Below are 21,953 nucleotides of genomic sequence, written 5' to 3' on the forward strand. Positions count from 1 at the left end.
CAGCCGACCGCCATCGAAGGCAGCTGTGACTTTCTTGGCGTGAACGGCTGGAAACGAGAAGGGCAGAATCGTATCGTCGGTCATGGCGGGCGAGGCGTTCGCGGTTGAGGTGATGGGGTTGGCTTTGCAACCGAATCCTACGCCGCATCAGCGCTTTACACCACGCTCGCCAGCCCATCAGACACACTCTTGCGAATAAGACGAGCTAGGAAGGTTCCAAAATATCCGCAGAATTGACGCGCACATGCCCGGCGGGCGTGGCCTCGTCCGGCTGCGCCACTCGAGCGCCGCGCATTTCCGAACCGATTCTGTCGGTGGAGAGATTGACCCAATCGTGGTCGAATATCATTCCAAAATACTTGGCGAGCGGTTCATCGTCGAACAGCAAGCTCGCGTCTCGATTAAGCGTGACGCCGAGTTGTGACCAATTTTGGCTTCCCACGAGCACCTTCTTGCGGTCGACAATGACGCCTTTAGTGTGGCTGTTGTGCTGAAAATGAACGGTGCCAACTTTCAGGCCTCGATCGGTCAGAAGTTCCAGATTGGCGCGATCGGTGGCCGGGAAAAAACTGCGGATAATGACGCGAACGGAAACGCCTTGCTGCTGCTTTGCGATTATCGCGTCAATCAATTGCGCGAGATCGGTCTGCCCCTGCAGCGGAGCGTTGAATGTCTGATTTTGAATCAGGATCTCATTTTGCGCTTCGTCGATGAGCGCATTGACGGGCGTGACGAAATTGTCTGGAGTGAGAAGTGGTGCGGAACCGACCTACCCTTCATCGGCGATCCGACTCGGAAAGCGGCACCGGCGCCCGCCGGCGCCATGAAGCGCGAACGGGAGAGCCGCGCGCATCGATCGATGCGCGCGGCTCTCCTTCGTGGACGGCGTCGTCATCACGGTGACTTCAGTCAGCCGTTGATCAGACCGCGCTTGAGCAGAGCCAACAGCTCATCCTGCCGGTCACGCGGCAGGTACTGCACGTAGGCCCGGACGGTCCTGACGCCGTCCTGGATGGCGTCGGCGGCGAGTTGCCAAGCGTCGGTCGCCGACTTCGAACCGTTCACCGCCTGCTTCAACACCCCCGTCGCAAGAATGTGACGGATCGCGTGACCCGGGAACGAGGTGATGCCCGGGATGCCGGCGCCGGCCTCGGGGTCGTGGCGCAGGTACTTGCCGATGATGCCGTGGACGAGCCGGCCGAGATAGGCGGTCGTCATGCGGCCCTTCTCGCACCAGGAATACTGCTGCTGGCGCAACCCGCAGCGCTCGTAGGGATTCACGACGAAGAGCGCGCTGGTCTCGCAGCCGCCGAGGATCCGCCGGCGGCCGGCCTTCAGGTAGTGCTCGATGGCGGCGTAGAGGCCGTGCGAGTCCAGGAGGTCGCGCTCATAGTGGTGGCGCCGGCCGGGGCCGGTGCCGAAATAGGGACCGGCCTGTCCGTTCTTGAAGCGCTTCGCGGGGACCCGCAGGCACCACTTGCCCCTGGTCTCGTCGTAGAAGATGTCGTCGACCTCCATCGCCTCGACCGTGCCCTTGCGGAAGCCGACCTGCGTCAGCATGCCGATGATGAAGGCGTCCCTGCTGGCGTAGGCCAGCGGCTCCGGATCGAGGCCGGCCATGTCCCGCTCCAGACCGCGGCACAGGGTCGCCAAGGCCGACAACGGGTTGTCCATCAGCAGGATGGGGCGGACCGACTCGTGCGGGTCGCGCGACACCTTCACGTGCTTGAGGTTTGACGCCTTCATCTCCACGTACGCCGCCCGCGCCGCGGCGCAGGCGCCCTTCCAGTCGGCGCGGACACGGGTGATGTCGGCGTCGGAGATGATGACCTCACCATCCGTCGTCGTCACCGGCACCAGGCGCTCGGCAAGGTGCGGCATCTGCGTCAGCCAGCCGGTGTCCGGATCGAGCAAGCTCTTGACCCAGCGGATCTGGTCGACCTCGAACCGGGTGAGGGCGCCCTCCCCGACGCCGAGGTTCTTGGCCGCGGCATCGCGCGCCAGCGCGAAGGCCAGGCGCTCATGGAGCATGCGCGGGAAGATGAACAGCGCCACGGTCATGTCGTCGCCAGCCATGCGCAGCTTATGGAGCGGCGTCGTCCAGCTGCCGTACACGCTCGCCAGCCAGTCGCGCTGCATCTGGATCGTCTTGGCGCCGAGGCGGCCCTTCGGCCGGTTCATGCCGAAGGGGCAGAGCGGCGCGTTACGGAACTCGCCGAAGGCCGCGAACTCGGCCTCTTGGCGTTCCGACCAGACGTGCATGCAGTACGGGTTCTGGATGCGCCACTGCGCCGCCTTGCCGTAGTCGGTGGAGCCGTAGACCGGGCTGGCCGTGCCTGGCGGCGCCACGCGCCGAAGCGCGAGGTCAGCGAGTCGTGCGGCAGGTCCAGCGCCTTCTCGACCAGGTTGACGCGGGCGAAGTGAGCCTCGATCGGACCGCGCTTGCCGGTGAGCCAGTTCGAGAGGGTAGCCTGGTTGGTGCCGGCCATGTTGGCGACCTTGGACTGGCTCAAGCCCGAGCGCGCGAGCGCGTAGCGGAGCAGGTGCGCCGGATTGCGCGGCAGGCCCTCGTTGGCATCCCAGTTGCCCACATAGCCGAGCGCGCGATTGGCCTCATTGAAGAAGACAGCGGACTTGTTCGCGAACCCGGCGCCGGCCGACGTGACCACGGACACGAGGACGTCGCGAGCGTCCTGATCGGGATCGCACTCGGCCTCGATGTCCTGCATGACGGCGGTGAAGACGGCGAGCTTCTGCGCCCTGCCGTCGGCACCCTCCTCTTCCAACTCGCGCTCGCGGTGCGCGACGGCGATCATGGCGAAGTCCGCGAACGGCAACGGCGTCGGCGCGATCGGCGCCGGCTCGAGGCCGTACGTCACGGCGAGCGCCAAGATGCGCTTGCGGTAGGGGAGGTGTTTGGCCGCCAAGAGCGACGCCGGCAGGTTCACCTTCGCGGCGATCGCCTTCCAGTACGGGACCTTCGGCTGGTCGGGGCTCGCCTCCACCTTCCCGCCCGCCTTCAGGTGCTTCTCCTCATAGGCGTCGAGCGCCGCGGTCGCAGGGGTGCGGCGGCGGCCGGCCTCGTCGCCGGCCGGCACCGGCACCTCATCGTCAACGAGGGCCGGCAAGCGCAGCGATGGGAGGAACGCGGCGTTGTTCAGGAAGGTCTCGGTCGTCTCAGTCTGCTGGGTACGCATAGGCTTACCCTCCATTACAAATTTCCAAACCAATTTGGCAACTGAAATGGCAATGATCGCGCCAGCCTCGGGCACGCAACCAAGTTCACTTTTCATAGTTAACGGATAATTCAGGGATTTTTCGCATAACACCAACAATTGCCAAACAATTTGCGAGTAATCTAAATGCAGGATCATTGGCTCGACAAGGAGTTCGCCAGGAGCGGCCTGCCCAAGTCCGCATTGGCCAGTTATCTCGGCGTCGAGAAAGCCGCGGTCAGCAGGGCCGTCAGCGGCGAACGGCAGCTGAACCGGGAGGACACCGATCTCGCCCACGCCTTCTTCTCGATCGTCCCACCCGATGCACCCGAATCCTTGACGGAGGCGATCCATCGCCTTCGCTCGACCAAAGTCCGCGAAGCCGCCGGACTGATGTTGAGCCGATGGCTGCTGGAGAGGGTCGACGAAGGGGATATCGCTTCCCGCGATTTCTTCGGGCCGGTCGCATCTCAGAACACGACACTGAGAGCCGACCAGATCGTCGCGCTCTGTCGCTTGCTTGGAATCGACTTTGGAGAACTGGTCCAAGGATTCGGCGTCCGAAGCCGAAACAATCTCGCACCGCCACGGAATCTGCTTGACGCACTACAGAGCGAAGCAGAACGGTGGCCCAGACGAGGCACCGTCCCATATCAGTTCGACCGCAATTCCGAAGCATCGCCTCCCCGCCTCGCCACGTCGAAGACAAGGTTCGTCACCCTGCAACCGGCCGATCCATCGGGCGAGGATCTGACCTCATGCGTCCCCTATCTGATCCCGGACGATTCCTACGCGCCTCGTTTCGAACAAGGTCAGACGATCTACCTCGACGCCTATTCCGAACCGAGGAAGGGCGACTACGTCGCGGTGGTGATCAAGGATTCGAATTCCTGGGAAGTGAAGGCGGTGCTGGGCAGGCTCCTCTACGTCAGCCGCGACCAGATCGGACTTGAGTCCTTGAAAAACACTCGGACGGAAGTGCCGCGAAGCGATGTTAGCGAATTCAGACGGATCGGCTTCTGCAAGATGTAGGTGAAAACGGACACCGAAGCCCTGTGTGCGCGAGGTCGTCAATCGCTAACGTACAAGACGGCGAAGGGTAGGCCTGCCCGTCCGTTAAACGAACCACCCAGACTCAAGGTCTGGCGGCACTGCGAGGATAAGGGGAGTCGGGACCGGACCGTCACACTCAGGGTGAAGTTCGCCGACTTTGAATTGATTTCGCGTAGCCGCACGTTGGCCAGCGCAATCGGCAGCCGTGATGAACTGTCGAACGTTTCGGTCGATCTGTTAAGGGTGCTGTTTCCGATGCAGAAAGCGGTTAGGTTGCTCGGCGTCTCGGTATCTGGGTTTGCTGCCGACGATATCCATCCCAAACAAATCGCCTTGGCCATCTAGTGCACTGAATGGGAAGGGAGAAAGTTCGAGTGAATGGAACGCGCACCTTTGACATCCGGACCACGGTAATCGTTGCGATGACACTTTTCCGCTTTTGTCAAAGAACGGGGTCAAACTAAGCTCTGTCCGGGTCAGGCTGAAGCAGCAGATCGAGGTATCAACTCCACGAGCGCCGCCAGACTCGCTAAATAGGCGAATCCAAAACCATTCAGCGCCATACCATAGACCTGCGCGAATGCCATCTGCAGCCGTTCCCACAATCGCCCGGTCGCAAGATATTTGCTATGGTGACGGACATGGCGCAATGCTGCGGCCTCCCCGTCGTCCCGAAGGAAAGGCAACTCGTGCCGTCGGAGACCAATTGGAGTGGTGTGGCTCCCTGCGTCTTCGACGTTAAGAAATGTCGTCAAGAACGCGCCCAAATACCCTCCCCGGAGACCGTGGAGAGATAGTCGAATTGATAAAGCAGATTGCGGCGTGCGAGTGCCACAAGTACACCGAGGGCAAACGTAGCGGAGCGGATGCCGCCACCGGAAATAGCAAGAGCAACGGCGTGTGGCCGACTTCGCCAAGCTTCCTCTACCGACGCTTCGGCCGGTAATGCGCCTTGCGATTGGGTCGCGTGCGACCGAGTGTCAGTCTGAGCCGAAGTTTCGTGCGCAACGGGGAGAGGGCGGTAATAGTGACGCCGCGCGGTCACGGCTTTCTTTTCTTCGGCATTTATCGCCGCCGCCATTTCCTCGCGAAGACCGCCCAGTTTCTCGTCGATGTGCCATTCAACGTCCTCACCCATTTCATCCGCGATTCTACTTTCGTCCTCGCTTTCGGCGGTCACCAGCGCCGAAGGTGGCGCCAGTCCATCGCGGATTTCCATGAGTAAGGCGTCGAAGCGAGTTAGCTTTTGTTGCAACGTGTAGAGGTCGTCGCGAAAAATGTCCGTGGCGTCGAGCGCCGAGAGAGCGCCGCGCTCGCTTTGCCTGTGCCATTTGGCCGTGAAGGGTCTGACATGCGTGTTAAGTACATGCCAGCTAATGGCGTCGACCAACCGGCTTCTGGAATGCGCCATGAAAATTTCACGTCCTTCGCCAAATAGCTGATAAACGCTTATTAGCGCAGCGGCCTCCACGCCGTCGGCGTAAGGAAGACGTTGCGTGCTGATGCGCGATACAAGCTGGACATGCAGCTTGGTCGCGGCGGTGATATCATCTGCACCTGCGGGATCGTCATGCGACGGCCACGCCTGGTTGCCCCATCGCTGGAGAAAATCTCGTCCAAAAATGACGATGCCATCGACGTCATAAGGAGTGAGCTTATAGCGCCACCTTGCAGTCACCACACTCTCCGAAACTGCTTCCATTGACCTAGGTTAGGCGAGGCGCGTCAGTAGTGTACTGGCCACGCGCTCCTAATCGTGCTCAACGTAACGCGCATCATTCGAGCGGCTTTGTCAATGCGGCTCCTCCTGTTGTCGGTCTTGTCGACTGAGCCGTGAGCGACGATGCCTTCAACGTGGGATCGAACCAGTCGCGGAGAGTTTGCGCTGCACGCGAACCTAGCCGTACGTTGACCTCCAAAGTGAAGTCTAGAAACATCTTGTACTGCTTCAGCCAGCCTCCAATAAGTCCGTCAAATTTGGGCGATTCACAATTCTCTCTCAATAGCTCTGTCGAACACTTGACCAATGCGTTCCGGGCCTCGGCCCAGTCAGCAAACGATTTTGTGACAGCGTCCGGGTCAGCATCAGATCCATAGTATTTAAAGTAGTTCGACGGCTCATCGAGCCCGTAGATATGACTCTCGTCTTCAATGAGGAATATTTTTCTCAACACCACTTCAATGCAATTCTTAAATTTTGATTTATCACCCTTGTTGACGAACACCGACCTATAGCTAAGCGGCGATTCTTCTTCCAAAAATAGCATCCGATAGCGCGCGGCGACATTCAACAAGGCCAACACGATAGCTTCCGGTCCTTCCTCGTAACGCTTAAACATCGGGATGAAGTAGACGTGCATCAATCGGCTACCGTCGTAGAAGGAGAAATGTCGCGTCACCACAATCCTGTGGATCGAGTTGCTCTGCCCGACGAAGAATTGCTCGTTGTCTACCGGACCAGGCTCGATCGCCGATCGAACGACATTTCTGAAAGCATTTGTAATGAACGGCGCATGAGCGGCGTTCGCTTCCGCAAGATGCTTCACAAATCTGTCCCACTCAAGCGAGGTTTGCTTAGTTTGGATGCCGAAGATTGAGAATGCGTTCTTAGTTGCACTCAGGGCTTTCAGAATTGCGCCCTCCATCAAATCGCCAGGAGGCTCCCCTCCCGCTGACGGCGGGTTCCAACTAACTACTAAGAGCGTCTGCTCTATCGAACTTCGTTCGACGATCCGTGACAGGGCCTTGAACAATGAGGATCGAAGTGCAGGAAGTATCGTATCATCAACCTCCGCTTGACCGCTTGCCAGCAGACCTGACAACTCGGTCGCCCTTTTGTTGTCCAAATTAGATCCGTGTTTGAGCTCATATACACTTCTGATGCTACTATCCGACAACGAACGGAAGAACACACCAAGCCCATCGGCGGGATCGATAACCCGATCGGTCGGATGGCCATCGCTGATAGCCTCCACGTTCAGCTTAATGCCGAGCATGTCAACTTCTGCCTGAGGAGGATCATCCAGAAACATCGAAATGATCCTGCGATCAGTACAGCCTCGAGCCTCGATGTCGTTCCTCATGTAGACACTGAACGCCCCTAATTCGAATCCGGTATACGAATGGCTTTTCTTCAACGTTTCAGTGTATATAACGAGTAAAATTTGCGAGCCCTGCAACATCTCGAGCACTTGGCTTTTTAGTGATCGTCCTTGATCGAAGCTGTGAATATCGCGGACAATTGCGACGTCAAAAAACGTTTTCTTGGCTAATTGGTTGAGTGCATCTTCGACAGCAGTCGCAAGCTCTTTGTCTTCGCTGGCGTATGAGATGAACACCGTTGTTGGTGTTGGATCCATCGGACACTCCTTCGTATGCAAGTATCACAATTAGTATAGGCCTGTGAAATTTCGCTCCAACGCAAAGTCCGCGGTTAGTTCAGCACACCGTTAGAGGTAAGTCGATTTTGTCGAGACATTCCCCCGCCTAACGGTCACCCCTCAATGTTGATGCGGTAAGCCAACCCCCGTGCCGAACTGGCAGCTCTTAAAATAGGTTTGCGGCGGCTAAAGCGAATAAATTATCGTATACATCTTCTAATTGTCAATCTAAACTGCTTCTTCGATCATACGGCAATTCATTCAGGCGGTGGTCGAAGCCTATGTGCTTCGGCATGCTGGAACAACATGATCCGAGGGACGTCGGTTTGAACCGACTATTGTCTATGGAAAAGAATCCAAATTCCTTTTTATCAGCAGATACTGACGCCCGAATGCCGACTGATCACGAACTCGGGGCATGGGCGGATCTCACGCCGGATGCCTTGTTGAGCAACGTCCCGCTGGTCCGTGAGCAGGTCAAGGTCACGGAGGCGTGGAAAGCACTGGCTTACGCGCGGATGGTCCCAAACCCGAGTTATGACGAACTTGCCTATCGCACCGCCGCAGCAACGCCGTGTCGCGGAGTGATACCGGTTCAAACAATTGCTCGGATGCTAGTCGAGCGAGAGCGCGATCGCGAACCTGCGCGGATCCGTCGCCTCAGGCGCAATCACGATGCCCTCCGACCGCGCGCGCTCGATCTGCCAATCAGCGAAGGTAGAGTGCGCTACGAGATTAACGCTACGACGCTTAATTTCCTCGTCGAGCGGCGATCTGACCGCGGCGTTAAGTTCGAAGAGAGGTGGGTTGTCGGACGTTCTCATCCTCCTCAAATGCTGCTACGCGGCGCGGTTGCGCGCGATGCTTCGCCGACTCTCAATCAGCACTTTCAAATACAGCTACCGCACGCCGCATGGGTTTCGCTCGGAACATTGATCGAGGTGGGCAAGCTATTGCCCCGTCAGCGATGGGAGGATCGGCTCTTGAAGCAGATAGAGGCGGGGCGCCTCTATCTATTCATCTCACACCGCTGGCGAACGCCGCACAATCCTGATCCAGACGGCCGCGAAGCCAGCCTGCTGGCGTGGCAATTGATCGATCACCTTTGCGAGGCCGTTCTCATAGCGAGCCGGCGAGGTTTGCAGGCGCCGCGAATGTACGCGCCAGACCTCGGTCAAATCATTGGGTTGTCCGGGCGCGACTTGGCCGAAACGATGATCGTGAATCTGCTGCGGCCACAGCTGACGGAGAGTGAGATACTCACCGCCGCAGCGGAAGCCGTGGAAATCGAACTCCATCTGGCGCGCGGGGTGCTCCATTCTGCAGGTGCCGACATCGGTCTCGGTTCGCTTCGTCAGTTGCTGGAACGCTGCCCGGTTCTAAACCGCCTCACCGAGGGCATATGCCTCTGGTATGACTTCGCCAGTCTCCCGCAGGTGCCGCGCAACACCTCCGAGGAAGCCGTGTTTCAGTCTGGGTTGCGCGAACTTAGCCCGATACAGATGATGGGGAATACGGTTGTCCTCATCGATCAGCCAGAACATTACCTTTCGCGCGCTTGGTGCACGCTTGAGGCAATTGGGGCGAATGTCTCGAATCAAGACCTCGTCCTCTTCCACGCCGAGCCGCGATCGACGGCGCTCGGAGCCGAGGTCGAGCACTACTTTGTGAACATGATGAATGATCGACCGTACGTTGTTCGTCGGGCGATCCTCGACACCTTTCTATTCAAAATACAGACACCGCAGCAGTGCTTCGAGCGCCTCGCGATCGCTCTGACCGAGACCGCCGACCTGATCAACGTCTTCGATTTACTTCGACAAGTGTGCCACACTCCCGGAGCCCATATCGATAACAGCAGCGTAGTGACCGGATGCTTGCCGCTTGCGCCTCAAGGAGTAAGCAACGTCGTCATCCCGGTAGGCCCTTCGCGCCTCGAATTGCTGGAGGATGCCGATGGAAATCCCCGTTCGCTGGATTGGACCGAGGCGCTGACACTCATCGGGTCTGGAACGCGCCCGATTTTCCCGGCACACGTCACCATGCCCAACAAGTCAGACCGGCGGCGGGCGCATGTCATCGTCATCGCCGGCTGTGAAGGAGACGCGGTCTTGATCGCGGGATGGGCCAGCGAGCACCTGGCTGCGCTCGAAAGCGAAATCGCTGCGTCGGCGGTCGCTATGTCCTGGATAAGCGATGACCTGATACCGGTTGGGCACATGCCGTGGGGTAAGATCGAGCCAGTCGTGGTGCCGGCCGACGTCTGGGTGATCGTGGCCCCGACCGTCTTGCTCAGACACGGCCACCTTGCGCGACGCCTGCTTACCGCAGCCGCTGCGGCCGGGTTGGCGCGCATCGTCGTCGCAGTTGACGTCCCCGAGCGTAACGTGCATCGGCTGGCCAAGTCTGCAAACGAACAATCCGGAGAATGGCTCGGATCCGTGCCCATTGAACGGCTCGACCGGCGTTCGATTCCTGGTGGGATTTTCGGCGCGGCTTTGGAGCGCGCAGAACTACTTTTGTTCCAGCATCCCGTCGAGTGTCCTCGGCCTCCCTTAGAGGATGCTGCGCCGGCTCCGGAGCAACTGCAAGTTATCTTAATCAACTCAGCATTCAAGAACGACCGCAAGTTGATGGGCCAGCTCTGTCAGACTTTCCCGCGTACAATAACTGAACTTTTCAAGACTTGGATGATGGTTCCCGAGGAATTACGCGAGCCGCCGGAACAAGCCCGCGCGTACGTAGACGCGCTATTTCAGATCGCGCAGCTTATGAATGAGCTCGGCTTCGAGGATCCATTGCAGACGCTGCACTCCTCCGACGGCAACCCGATCAGCCGGTGGTATGACATGATCAATTCGTCGCAGGCGGCGGCCGCGCAAGGCAATTACGAAGTAAGCAATCGCGAACTCGAAGCGGTCTTGACTGAGATGAAAGGCAGCAGGGGCAACGCCATCGATAGTTTACGGCCCAAGGTCTTGGGGATGATCAGCGCAAACCATTTTCACGACGGTCAGATTGACCAAGCACGAGAAAAGTCGCGGCAAGCACTTGAGGCCTGCCGGGAGGTCGGTGATGAAGAAGGCGTGTCCGTGTACCAGCAGAACCTCCAGCTCCTCGACGGCGCCTTGACCGAGGATGATGCGTCTATTGCACAGATTTATCGTGCTCAGGGACTATCTGACCAAGGTCGATACGAGGCGAGCAACGCAATTCTCAACTCTGTAGCGCTCGATGTGGCCACGGTAATGACGTGCAAGGCTCATGGCTTACTAGGGGCGAATTACTTCTGGCTAGGAGATCGGGCCGCCGCAGAACACCACACCCAAAAGGCTGTCAGCTTTGCTCAACATATTCCTGATCCAGATGCATTGCGGGTCTATGTTTATAATCTTACCCGGGTCAAGGAACCCGCGGACAGTGCAAGGTCACCGGAAATTTGATGCTGACTCTGATGACGCCTTGGCTAAGATGCGACAATCTTAGTTGCCGACCATGAAGACACTTTGACCGGGGGCACGATCAAAGGTGCTGCCCTAAGGTCGGCCACCATCGCCGAACAGATCGGCCTGTGACTTTGAGCCCTGGCGCGGCCCATAGAGATCGGACATCTGACGCAGGAAATCTGCCTGGCCGCCGTAGCTTGGGTGCCGGACCTTCAGGCATTTGCCCGGCGCCACGCGCTCGACGCATTTGGCCGCATCGCCGCCGAGCGCCACTACCCGTTCCGGCTGCAGTAGCCGCAGCAACTCGGAGAGAATCTCTTCCCCTACGGCGCGCTCACAAGCCCGATGCGACCTATTCGTGAAGGGAAGGCCCGGCTCGTGAGGGTGAAAGGGGAAAACATTCCACAAGAACACAGGTAGCTCGATTTCATCCAACACCGACCATGCCAGCCCCGCGGTCCGCTCCTTGACCGGCAATCCTTTCGTGCAGCGTCGGGTTTCGATGCCCCAGCGGGCCGCATGAGCGGCAACGTGGACGTCGTCCGTTAGCGCGAGGCCGGTGCGCCGACCACCGCGATAACCAAGGTCCCTTCCAATCCACACCGAGTGGATTCCCCCCGAGGAGGCCGCCCCAAGGATGGCGCTCAGTGTCACGGACCGTCTGGCCGGCGCGTCTGCCCTGTCATGAACGGGACAGCGATCGAAATAGGGATTGAAGACGTTTTCGAAGGCGAGGCCGCGGACGGTGGCCACGAAACGGGCGGCTGCATTCATCAGACTGCTCCGAGTGGCCGGAACTCCAGCTTGCGGCGATTACGGTCTCCGCGAACTATGCCGCCCTCGTGCCTCTTTACACGACGGAACACGTCATAGCCCTGTAAAATGGCATCTTCCCACAGCTTCATGGGGCAGGCATCTACCTCGTAGCCATCGACGAATTGCCGAACCGTCTTGAGAAGGTCGAAGGACAACGAGGATTGGCCTTCGAAGAAGGCAAGCGTTTTCGCGTGTGAGAAAACGAAGGCCGACAGGCCTTCTTCGACGACGATGGCTCGACCGCTGTCCTGCGTCTCATCCACGACAGGATCGCTCTTGCGCTTGCGTTTTATCAGCGCGCGAAAGGTCGGCGACCAGTGCATGACCGCGGCATGCGCGAAATGAAAGACATCGTGAAACCGGTAGCCGTCGCGGTCGGCGATGTTGTCGGTCAGCGGGTCGCCTATGACCACTCCGTTCATTTCCAGGACGCTGCGGCCTCCGGAGCGCTGACGGATCACGATCTCGAATTCGCGCGGCAGGCTTTCTTCTTCGGTAAAAGTTCCGTCGAACTCGGGAAGATCCGACAGAACGGGCGCTAGAAATCTACCCCGCACCTTTCGAACGTTGGCCGACGCGACCTCGGCAAACGAAATGCCCGCGGCACTCAACGCGCGCAGGAACGCGTCGGCGAAAGCCGTTAGGCGGGCCAGCGCGTCCGGGGCCTGCTTCCCCAGAACAAGAAGATTGGCCGCATTGCCTCCGAGACTGAGCAGGACTTCATCGAACGTGCCGGATGGTTGCGGAGACGAGACCCGGGATACGGCGCCCGGCGGATTATTCGCGGCCGACATCGAACACAGGTAGCCCTGCGACAAAGCCGCGGCGAGCACCTCGTGTAAGGGCACGCCTGCGCGCCGGCAGAGGGCGGCAAAATACCAGAGTGCATCACCGAATTCCTCCTCGACCGCGCGGCGGTAGCCGACAAACGCCGCGCCTTCCCTCCTCAGCTTCTTGGCCGCGGCCATAACTCCACCCACCTCCCCGAAGAGCCCGAGGAGGATCGGATTTATCTCCTCCGGCCTGAAACGGTCGGTTTCCCGGGTCAGCCGTTCGTAATCGGCGATGAACATGTTGGCTTTCTCCGTGTTCACGCCGTCGAAGTTTTCAATCGCACTATGCACTGAGTCGGAAGACATAAGGTGTTGCCCGAGCGAGAGGATTGCGTCACAGCACTGACCAGGTTTGGGGCATCTTCGATCGCAAAGGGCAACGCAAACTGTGGTCGACGATTGTCAAATCACCTTGTCGGCTTTCTTGGAATACCGGGCTGTGCTCTGCGTAAATTGGAACGGATCACCGAGCACTAGATTCACCTCACTTCCAAAGGAAGTGTCGAGCCATGATAAAAACGGTTGCGCATCCTGGATCGAGAAGACCCGATGACCGACCCCATTGCGAAAACCTAAATCGTCAAGAATTTCCTTAGGAACAAGGGGCGCGGTTTTACCGAAGTAATAGAATTGGTTTGATATGAGCACGCGGTTGGTCTGTGTGTCGTGCTGAATATTATGCGGATCTGGCGAACCATCTGGCTTACTATGATGAGAGTCTTCTTGCTGCCATTTCTTGGACGAAGATGATCGGTGATAGATATTATCTCCAACTATGGTCTTTCGACTGCCATTTCTGACTGGGCGCTTAGCGCGGAACTCCAACTCCTCCCAGTATTTTTCGAAAGTGCGTGCATCGGTTACCTGCATCGCATAAACGCAACGGCCGACGGCATCTAATTTTGCACCACCCATGCCGACAACCCAGTCGCCGGCTCTCGCAGTGCGACGAATGGTTGGCTTACATGTAGCCAACGTGCACATCCCGTGGAATGGGTTTGGCGCGAATCCGAAGTCCCGAGCCACGACATAAAAATAGACCTTTGCCATTCTGGTCTTAGCAGCGAGCCGTTCGCGCAGCATGAACAAGTGCGCGGGGCGCGGCGCTGCCCGCCGCCTCAAACGGGCTATCTATGCCCTCGATCGCTTGGATCACGCTATCAGAATTCCAATTGACTAGCGCATCACCATATTCTTCAAATGCAGGCGGAATATCGGCTTCGGTTCCGCCTCTCGTGAAAACGCCGACGATCCGCTTACCGAGCTCATTAGCTTTACGGATTTCCCAGTCTACCCATGGTCGTTGGTGCGTTTCTTTGCCTACCAAAACAATGACGGTTGAAGCCCACGACATCTTCATGCGCAAAAGCCGCTTCAACGTCTCCTCGGGAATCTGATTTTTGTCTAGGCGAGCCTGGTTGGATGGCTTCGCTCGAATCGAGCTGTTCCGTATTTGAAAGCCTTGCCGGTCCAGCAACTTAGTCAGGCCGCTAACATGCTCGTCATCCGCATGGTGATGGCTAATAAAGACATTGCGGCGCTTTGACATTGTCCCTCCACGAGCGGCTCGATCGCGGGGCAAGAACCCCGACGGGGACATATTTACGTGTTTGAAAATGTCAAGGCACCCTGGGGTAGAACGAGCGATTTCCATAATAAACGGAGACCGTTGTTCGGAAGGCGATTCGTGCCTTCACCGTGATTCCCCTAGCAATCGGTGGCCCTCGACGGCGGCGGCTCGGAGTATGTCGCGATCGTGGCGCGCCAGGTCGACAGGGACGGCGGTGCCGCTTTTACGGCAGCCCAGTCGGACTTCATTGGCCTTGGGCAGATGCAGCCACAATTTCGCCCGTTCGATCGCAACGTCACACAGAATACTCTCGCAGGAGGCGGAAGTGATCCCGTCATTCCAATTCGCCGGTCTGATCAATGTTAAATTGCTGGCGTATGTGGTCAACACGCTCATCATCGATGTCGGGCATGAAACAGGCATTCGCGATGTCTCCGAAGGCGCTCGGCGCGACGCGTGTCAGCATCCTGTTTCGCAACAATCCGGGGGACGTCGTGGCGAGCATCTATTTCACTCGAGCATTAGGATCTCCGTTCGAGCGCCCCCGGCGATTGGAACTGAGTGGCCCACTTCAAGCTCAAATGACTCCCGCTGGTAAGCCGAAATGGATGCGTACTGACCGGGCCTCGGCGGCCCGTCTGGCGTCGCAGGCGAACTTAAGGCTGGTACCAGCTTTCAAGGTCCATTGCTTGCGCGCGTCGCATGTGCGAAACGAGGTGGGCTTTGGGGCTACACTCGGAGGCTACACCGGCAAATCCGGGCGTGCGAAAAGCCGTAATTTACGGGGCTTTCTTGAAGCCGCTTTAAAGTGGCCGAGAGGGAGGGATTCCCGGCCAGATTGTAATATTGTCGTCCGAAATCAGTGACTTAGTGCGACAACCCTCTCACCTCCGAACGCCATCTAAAGCAGCTACGAAGCGGGCTCCGGCCTGCCCCTTGCTGCAGGCCGCGACAGCAGATGATCAGTGACTAATGATCGGAACCGGCGGGGATACCGCGATGACTCGGGCTTGGGTTTCTACCATGTTCGTCAGACCCGCGGCGCTGATACTGTCCGTCGGCTCGCCGTGACCCGACGGAGAGAACAGCCAGCCAAATTCCAGCGGGCTGATCCCCGGTTTAAGCGCCCGCGGCGAATGCAGGATCGAGACGTCCGACCAGAATTCGCTGGAGCCACCTTTGGTACCGTCGATCGAAACGAAGAATCCCGGAGCCGCGTTCGTGGCGGCGACCAAAGGAAACTGATCGGCTTCAGCAAACTGCCCGCTCGAGGTGGCGAGGGTTCCGTCGGAGTAGATGATCTGCAGGTCGTAGGTTCTGGCCGTTTCCGAGCCTTTGAAGGCGAGCCTGAGCCCGACCGCGAACTTCGAAGGCAGGTTGTTGAACTTGACCGGCAGACGAAACGGATTGAGCTCACCACTGCGATTGCGCCAGAAGTTGAGCCGTATCTCGGTGAATTTGGCGATCTGCGCCGGCGGGCCGACAAAGCGGAAGTGCAGTTGCACAGTACCGATGTTTTGCTCGAACTTGAATCCGGTCGAGAGCAGGTCGAAATAGGCTTGCTTGTAGGTTTGCGGAACTTGCGGTCCCTCCGCGCACAGGACCGCTGCCGGGGTCTCGAATTCAACAATGCGCACCACTTCTTCCTGCGGCTTGAAGATCTTGCCATCGCTCAGCCGGAGATTGCCCTCCATTGTGACCAATTGATATGCGGCGTCGGCATCGGCGGAGGTGCGGCAGAACACCTCCACAGGAGTGCCAAGCTCCTTCAGGAAACGCGACGAAATCAGGCCGACGTGTCGATGCACGTGGATCGGGGCAGGATTGGCGAATGTCGAGGAGCATAGCCAGACTGCCTTGCTGTCCGCAGGCGATCCGGTCCGATGGAACGTAAGGAATTCGTGGTTGTCGTGGTTAAGCTTCGCGGTCAGCTCGCGCACGTGAATGGGACCTGTCTTCCACTCGTTGTTGCCGAGTTCGGCAACATGAACGAAATCGAAATCGCGCCCGGTCTTGGTCCATCGGAGGAACGTTGATCCGCTCGCCATCGTCTGGAAGGCGCTTGCGGAAGTAGCTTCGAGTCGCACGGAGGGCGGACGTGGCTCCTCCTTGGGACCGCCTGCGTCATCCTTCACCTTCTTCTCTTTGGGCGACGACCATTCGAAGCCCGCGACCACCTGGGGGGTATTGATCTCGCCGCGCTCGGTCTTTGCCGAACCCGTGCGGACGAAAATAGACAAGGCGTGGCGAGCGGGCGCTACCTGCTGATGCAGCGCGGAGAGCTTGCTGAACTGTTCCAGGGTAACCGTCGCGACGGCAACCCAGTCCCGCCCGGGGTTTGAAAAGCCATCGATGGCCAGTATGGAAGCGCATAGCTCGATGTGCTGCTTGTCCGAGCTTTGCCTGAAAGCCAGAAGCGGCATCGAGCCCTCCAGGCCTTCGACTTTGTACCGTAGCAGGTCGGTCTCTTTGTTGACCTTCCAATCCCGTTGATCGAAATCGATCCACCAGGCGTTCTCGGCCTCGAGCCCGTTGCTGTTGTTGCCTCCCGCTCCCGTCCATGCGGGATCGATGTAGCGGCGCATCGTGACGCCGGCAAAGAATTCCTCGATCGGTGGCTTGCTGCCGAACAATACGTCCGGCTTGAGTACGAACATTGAGTTGGGAAAGGCCGGCGCCGGCGCGTCCACGTTGTCAAAGGTGAGGCCGATCGGCCCTTCGCCGCGCAGCATGAGGCTGAGCGCGGTTTCGCTGCCGAGAGCACGATAATCGAGCTGCGCATTGCGGCCCGCTTCCTTGCGTGCGTCTCGAATTTCGAGAGGGTCAACATCATTCTCAAAGCCGTAGCCGAAGCCAGTCTTGACCTCGGTGGCGATGCGATCGGCGAGGCCGCCGCGTGCATAGGGCGGTTCCTGCAGGATTGCCGCGACCGGTGGCGCCGGCCGGTCGATCCTTTCGCCTCCCGGCGCGGTCGTAAGCGGGATCAGTGCGCGCAACTGCGGCCGCGTCAGCTGGATACGCGCAAGATCGGCCAGCATGGCCACACGCATCGTCCAGCCATGGGCCTGGGTCTCCAGCTTGGCGGTGCGCCAGGCATTGATCTGACGGCTGTCCCGCTCAAGCAGGGCGCCAGCGTAGCGCGAACGCAAGGTAAAACGGTGTCGGAAGTAAGTTGCCGATTCCGGATTCCAGTGATGATCCTGAAGTATGGTGCTGGCCGGCAGCGGTGCCATTTGTTGCGTTACGGTCTGGGCGTCGACATCCGACCGATCGAAGAATGCCTCCAGTTCGAACTGCGCCAGTCTTCCGGCCATGTCGAGGTTCAAGGGCAGGGCGGGCTGGTTTCTGGATTCGGTTGACGGCTTCTTGTCGATGGCGAAATCGGGCTCGCGGGGGTTGATGAGGTGGTAGATCGGCCGTCCGCTCGGCCGCCAGCGCTGAGTGATCACATCGACTTCGCCGAGCAGGCGCCATTTCTCCCGCTGCTCGCCAGGCGCTGGCATGCCTGTCACGATTTCAAAGCGGCGGACGTGATCGATGCACCTGGCGGAGATGACCGCTGCAGCGAGAGCGATCGCGCCGGCGCCATCTTTCTCGATACCGTCGTACATCGTCTCTGCCAGCAGCGCCGCTGCGGGGAAGATGACGTGAGTAGGCTCCGCGAGTGGTTCGGAAGAATCATAGACGTTGCGCGACGCGTACTGCAGCAGGCCTCGATAGATGACCGACGGATGATGACCGTCGCTCTTGAAGCGCTTTGCCCTGACCATGGTGTCCATCGACAAACGGGCGACCATTCCGGCCGGCACTGACGCCGTCCGTTTCATTGCCTTCGGCTGGTTTATCGGCGTGAGCGCCAGTGGTCCCGGTTGGACCGTGACCCCAAAGCGGAATTCCTTGTCGAGAGGTTTGAGCAGATTATCGAGAAACCACTTCGGGAACTTTTTCGTCTGCGCATTGGACTTGGCGGCATACGCATTTGCAAATTCTGCCAACCGGCCACCGAGTTCGTGCAGCTGTGCCCCAACGGGCGCGATCGTTGCCTGCGTGAGGTCATCGAGTGCGACCAATTCGAGCCGGATCTTTTCGACCGCCGGATCGGGCAAGCTCTCGAGGTTCCTGGCGAGGTCGGCATCGAACTTTCTCATGGCATAGGCGGTGGCCAGGTCGTTCATGAAGATAACGCCGGCGTTATTCTTCGGATCGTCTCCGCGCTCCTTGCCAAACGTTTCGAGAAACAGGCTGCCATTGGCGAACCAGCGTTCGAAATCGAGATAGCTGACCCGAGGTGTCGTAACGGTGGTAGTCACCGGTCGCTCGACGCCACCCTTCCATGCGTCCTCGTCCGGCGCGAGGATCAGCAAGGGCTGGCTGACATTGTCGCTCTTCTGTGAGCCGATATTGGCAAAGGACATCGACGCCGAATGATCGTCGTCGGTCTTCAGGGCAAGACGCAGCCAGCCATTGAATTCATCGCCCGCCTTAAGGTCCCGCCGTTCCGGTTTGGCCCCGTCGCATTCGAACTCGAGCCAACGCTTGGGCCAATTTCCCGGGTCCAGCTCGAACACGATACGAATCGTGATGTTCGACAGGCTGGCAAATCCCTTGCCGATAACGAATGAGGCACCCTTCGAGCCAGGCTCCTTGTCAGGTTCGTTCGCGGTCCCCTCGAAGACGTTGAGAGTGAGCGTCTTCGGTTGGCCGCTGATCTTGATATCGCCGATGTGCCATTCGCAGGTCTTGCTCGCGACCATCGACCCGCGGCCGTCGGAATCGCGCAGCAGGTCGCGTACGCCATCGATGCGCGCTTCGGCGTGCAGGCCCACGCGGGGGTAGTCGGCCGCAAGCGGCATCACCCCGTCGACCAATGCGCCGATACGTGCAGGCCGGCCCGCAGTGTTCTCGACGACCGACATCTGCGCAATCGCGGTGCGGCGCTGATAATCGACATTCGCGATGACCGTCTGGTCCTCGTTGCCGGCAGAATCCTGCGGCGGCTTGATCTTCCAGTGGGGCGTCCACGGCGGAGTGCCCTCGTCCTGCAACCGGCGTGGCAACGTACCGGCGTTGCTGGTGATAAAGCTGAAGGTCTTGAACGTGCGGCCATAGGCAAGCCGCGGGATCCTGGGGTGGCGGTCCGCGGCGTCGTGCGGATCCTGCACGTAGAACGGACGCCGCGCATCGCGCGCGACCATGTCGTTGCCGACGATGCTCTCCTCGAGGGCCCGGTCGGCGAACGGAAATCCGTTATACTCGATGAACATCGGCCCGCGGCCATCGTTGATGGCAGGCAGCATCGGATGAATGGCCGCTGTAATGTCAGGCGGAGGGTCCTGCGACTCGCCGCCCGGTGGCGGCGGTGTCGGAAGCGTCCAGGTTAGATCGGCGAGATGCGTATGCGCCCAGCTATCGTCGCCGGTGCCGAGATCGCCGCGCTGAATTGCCAGGCCGATTCCGTTGAAGTGTCTGGAAAACGCGTCGATCTTGCCGCCGTCGATATTGCCCGCGACCTCAATCGCCATCGGCTGCGGCGTGCTGTCGGGAATGAAGCGGACGTCGGGATCCGAGAACGATGCGGCCGGCGCGAGGAAGTCGTGGAGGCCATCCTCGAGATGTACGTAGATCGACTCCAGCAGGGCATCGATCTGGCCCTGCAATTCCCCTGCGGGAATTCCGTCGGGTGCGGTGGTCAGCAGCAGCATGTCGGCATCGGCGCGGACCACGGAAGCCGCATGTGCATCGAAACATCCGCCGGCCGGAGTCGGAGTTCCGGTAACCCGGTTTGCGAAGAACGCGCTGCTGTTCAGATTCTTCACCAGCAACGACGTATTGCCGGCTTTTGGTTCGAGCGAGGAGAAATCCAGCAGGCTGCGAACGAAGGATGCGCTTGCGGATCTGCGAACGGCTTCGGCGCCGTTGAAGCTGCCGGCGAGCTCTGTGCGGTAGGTAGGCCACGCCTGTTCGAACGCGGCTTTGACCGCGCCCTTGATTTTTACTTGCTCCGCAGGGTCGGATGGGAGCGGTAGATATTGCTCGCCGACCTGTGTTGACAGAGATGGACCAGCCGTCTCGAACAATTTGATGATCGCGGCTTCTGTACCGGCCTCGTCGACCAGCCGCTGCTCGTATTGCAGCAGCGCCGTCGACACCTTGCTGGCCAGGCCACCCTTGTCGGCACCACCCTTGTCGGCACGAGCCTTGGCGGCTTTATCCGTGATGGTTTTGGCATAGGCGAGCACCTGGGCGCGCGGCTTGACTTTGTCAATCTCTGGCTTGTCGCGTGCTTCTTCGTAACAGGCGAGCGTCAACGAAATGAATTCACGCGCATCCTTGGGCTCTTCACTCTTTGGCGCCTCAATGTCATAGATCTTGCGCAATGCCTGAACGACGTCAGTCCGGGTCGGCTTCGCGCCGGACGGGTTCGAAATCAGCGGGCTGGTACGGGAAAGGGCTTTCCTGATTGCAAGCGCGACGTTGCCCGGATCGATGATTGAATCCGGGAGCGATTTCTCCAACTGGTCGAGCATCGCCGACACAAGCGGCGCAAGCACTTCGCCCTGGGCGTGCGGGTCAAACCCGAATGGTTCAGCCGGCACGGTGAGCGGCTTCAGCGCGCCGATCACTACGTTGTCGAGCGCGGACAGCAGTCTTGCCACGACGTACCAGACGATCGAGCAGCAGGTCACTTCAACGGGCAGTCCGTCCTTCGTGACCTGGACGGTGCTCACACCAAAGCGATTTTCAAACGCGGGATCATCGTCCGGATTGCTGGCGCGCGAAGCGAGCGCGGCGTTCGCCGACAGCAGAGTGGCGGCACGCAGCTCGAACCATGTCAGCAGCCGGTGGACCTGGGGCGCTTCGGGATCGATTTCGAAATAGCCGTCCGGTGTCAGGCCGGGATAGATCCCCTTCAAATCCAGCGGCGATGCTTTGGCGACGATCGACGTGTAACAGGTGACTGCGCCGACGTCTCCCTTCGCGTTATAGTCGAAAGTGCAGGCCGCCTCGTCGGCGAGCGGATCAGTCCCGAGCGCCTTGCCGGACAATGTCTGCTGCTCGGGGTCGTCCACGAAGAACGGCAATACGACGACGCCGTCACCCGTCAGGGCGGCGACCGGCAGCTGAACGATGTGGGTCAGCCTGAACTTGTGCGCAACCGGCGCATTCCACGCCTGCGCGGCCCGAAGGCGATGTGACGCACCGATGACATCGACGTTGATGGCGCTGTCGGGGAGCCATTCCGTCGTGGCCTTCGTCGCCCAGTAGTCGATGTTGTGCTCGATCGGCGCTGCTCTCCGCTCCCGCTCGAGCCAATTATAAACGGCGTCCGGATCCGCAGGTGCGACCGGCTCCGAAGTCAGATCGGTAATCTTCTTGTCATACTCGATCTCGATTTTTCCCGGATCCGGATCCGTGACCTTGTAGAGCTGGAAGCGTACGTCGCGAACGGCTTTCAGGAAATCCTTGAACGCGAGCGCCGCGTCCTTTGCTTCCTGCTCGGGATCGGCGGCCGTGCCGTCGGTGCGAACCTCGAAACTCAGATTGGCCGCGAAAGAAGCCTTGGATCCGTCGTCGTCGCTCGCGTGAAACGCGGTCGGTTCGCGGTCGACCAGGCAATGGATGTACTTTGAAATCGTCAT

At 59.3% G+C, this 21,953-nt stretch carries 13 protein-coding genes and 1 pseudogene; 3 read left to right on the forward strand and 11 right to left on the reverse strand.

Going from position 1 to position 21,953, the window contains the following annotated elements; genetic code table 11:
* Positions 1 to 205 precede the first annotated feature (205 nt).
* The 3 genes and pseudogenes from K359_RS0100010 to K359_RS0100020 all read right to left on the reverse strand — a co-directional run.
* Positions 206 to 724: pseudogene (locus K359_RS0100010) on the reverse strand (phospholipase D-like domain-containing protein); the annotation flags it as partial.
* A 185-nt stretch (positions 725 to 909) separates the two neighbouring features.
* Positions 910 to 2,262: a hypothetical protein gene (locus tag K359_RS0100015; protein ID WP_029077482.1), complete on the reverse strand. Its 1,353-nt coding sequence runs from the start codon at positions 2,260 to 2,262 to the stop codon at positions 910 to 912.
* Complete coding sequence (locus K359_RS0100020) at positions 2,178 to 3,197, reverse strand: helix-turn-helix transcriptional regulator (RefSeq protein WP_029077483.1); 1,020 nt, start codon at positions 3,195 to 3,197, stop codon at positions 2,178 to 2,180. Before K359_RS0100020 ends, K359_RS0100015 begins: the two co-directional genes overlap by 85 nt.
* Before the next feature lie 165 nt (positions 3,198 to 3,362).
* Between K359_RS0100020 and K359_RS0100025 the strand changes: the two genes are divergently transcribed.
* Complete coding sequence (locus K359_RS0100025) at positions 3,363 to 4,247, forward strand: S26 family signal peptidase (protein WP_029077484.1); 885 nt, start codon at positions 3,363 to 3,365, stop codon at positions 4,245 to 4,247.
* Positions 4,248 to 4,613, forward strand: a complete 366-nt coding sequence (locus K359_RS65740) for a hypothetical protein (protein WP_029077485.1) — start codon at positions 4,248 to 4,250, stop codon at positions 4,611 to 4,613.
* 406 nt (positions 4,614 to 5,019) lie between these two features.
* On the opposite strand, the gene K359_RS57055 is transcribed toward K359_RS65740, so the two are convergent.
* Together K359_RS57055 and K359_RS0100040 are read right to left on the reverse strand one after the other, a co-directional pair.
* Complete coding sequence (locus K359_RS57055; protein WP_156928280.1) at positions 5,020 to 5,946, reverse strand: hypothetical protein; 927 nt, start codon at positions 5,944 to 5,946, stop codon at positions 5,020 to 5,022.
* Positions 5,947 to 6,043: 97 nt separating this feature from the next.
* The gene (locus K359_RS0100040) at positions 6,044 to 7,627 is read right to left on the reverse strand and encodes a toll/interleukin-1 receptor domain-containing protein (RefSeq protein ID WP_029077486.1); all 1,584 of its coding nucleotides are present in this window, start codon (positions 7,625 to 7,627) and stop codon (positions 6,044 to 6,046) included.
* A gap of 314 nt (positions 7,628 to 7,941) precedes the next feature.
* Here K359_RS0100040 and K359_RS0100050 point away from each other — a divergent pair, with 314 nt between their 5' ends.
* Positions 7,942 to 11,091: a hypothetical protein gene (locus K359_RS0100050; protein ID WP_156928281.1), complete on the forward strand. Its 3,150-nt coding sequence runs from the start codon at positions 7,942 to 7,944 to the stop codon at positions 11,089 to 11,091.
* Positions 11,092 to 11,184: 93 nt separating this feature from the next.
* Here K359_RS0100050 and K359_RS0100055 read toward each other — a convergent pair whose 3' ends face one another.
* The 6 genes from K359_RS0100055 to K359_RS0100075 all read right to left on the reverse strand — a co-directional run bounded on the left by K359_RS0100055 (position 11,185) and on the right by K359_RS0100075 (position 21,953).
* A complete protein-coding gene (locus K359_RS0100055; RefSeq protein ID WP_029077489.1) occupies positions 11,185 to 11,868 on the reverse strand; it encodes a uracil-DNA glycosylase in 684 nt (227 codons plus the stop codon).
* Positions 11,868 to 12,983 (reverse strand): nucleoside triphosphate pyrophosphohydrolase family protein, encoded by a 1,116-nt coding sequence (locus K359_RS0100060; RefSeq protein ID WP_035975866.1) that lies wholly within the window; start codon positions 12,981 to 12,983, stop codon positions 11,868 to 11,870. The genes K359_RS0100055 and K359_RS0100060 overlap by 1 nt, the downstream gene beginning before the upstream one ends.
* Before the next feature lie 162 nt (positions 12,984 to 13,145).
* Complete coding sequence (locus K359_RS58510; protein ID WP_084518224.1) at positions 13,146 to 13,793, reverse strand: hypothetical protein; 648 nt, start codon at positions 13,791 to 13,793, stop codon at positions 13,146 to 13,148.
* A 7-nt stretch (positions 13,794 to 13,800) separates the two neighbouring features.
* Positions 13,801 to 14,292 (reverse strand): TIR domain-containing protein, encoded by a 492-nt coding sequence (locus K359_RS0100065; RefSeq protein ID WP_029077491.1) that lies wholly within the window; start codon positions 14,290 to 14,292, stop codon positions 13,801 to 13,803.
* Positions 14,293 to 14,647: 355 nt separating this feature from the next.
* Complete coding sequence (locus tag K359_RS60985; RefSeq protein ID WP_156928282.1) at positions 14,648 to 14,818, reverse strand: hypothetical protein; 171 nt, start codon at positions 14,816 to 14,818, stop codon at positions 14,648 to 14,650.
* A 457-nt stretch (positions 14,819 to 15,275) separates the two neighbouring features.
* Entirely contained in the window at positions 15,276 to 21,953 is a 6,678-nt protein-coding gene (locus K359_RS0100075; RefSeq protein ID WP_029077492.1) for a hypothetical protein, read from the reverse strand.

Source organism: Bradyrhizobium sp. th-b2, from assembly GCF_000426785.1.
GTDB classification, from domain to species: Bacteria; Pseudomonadota; Alphaproteobacteria; order Rhizobiales; family Xanthobacteraceae; genus Bradyrhizobium; species Bradyrhizobium septentrionale.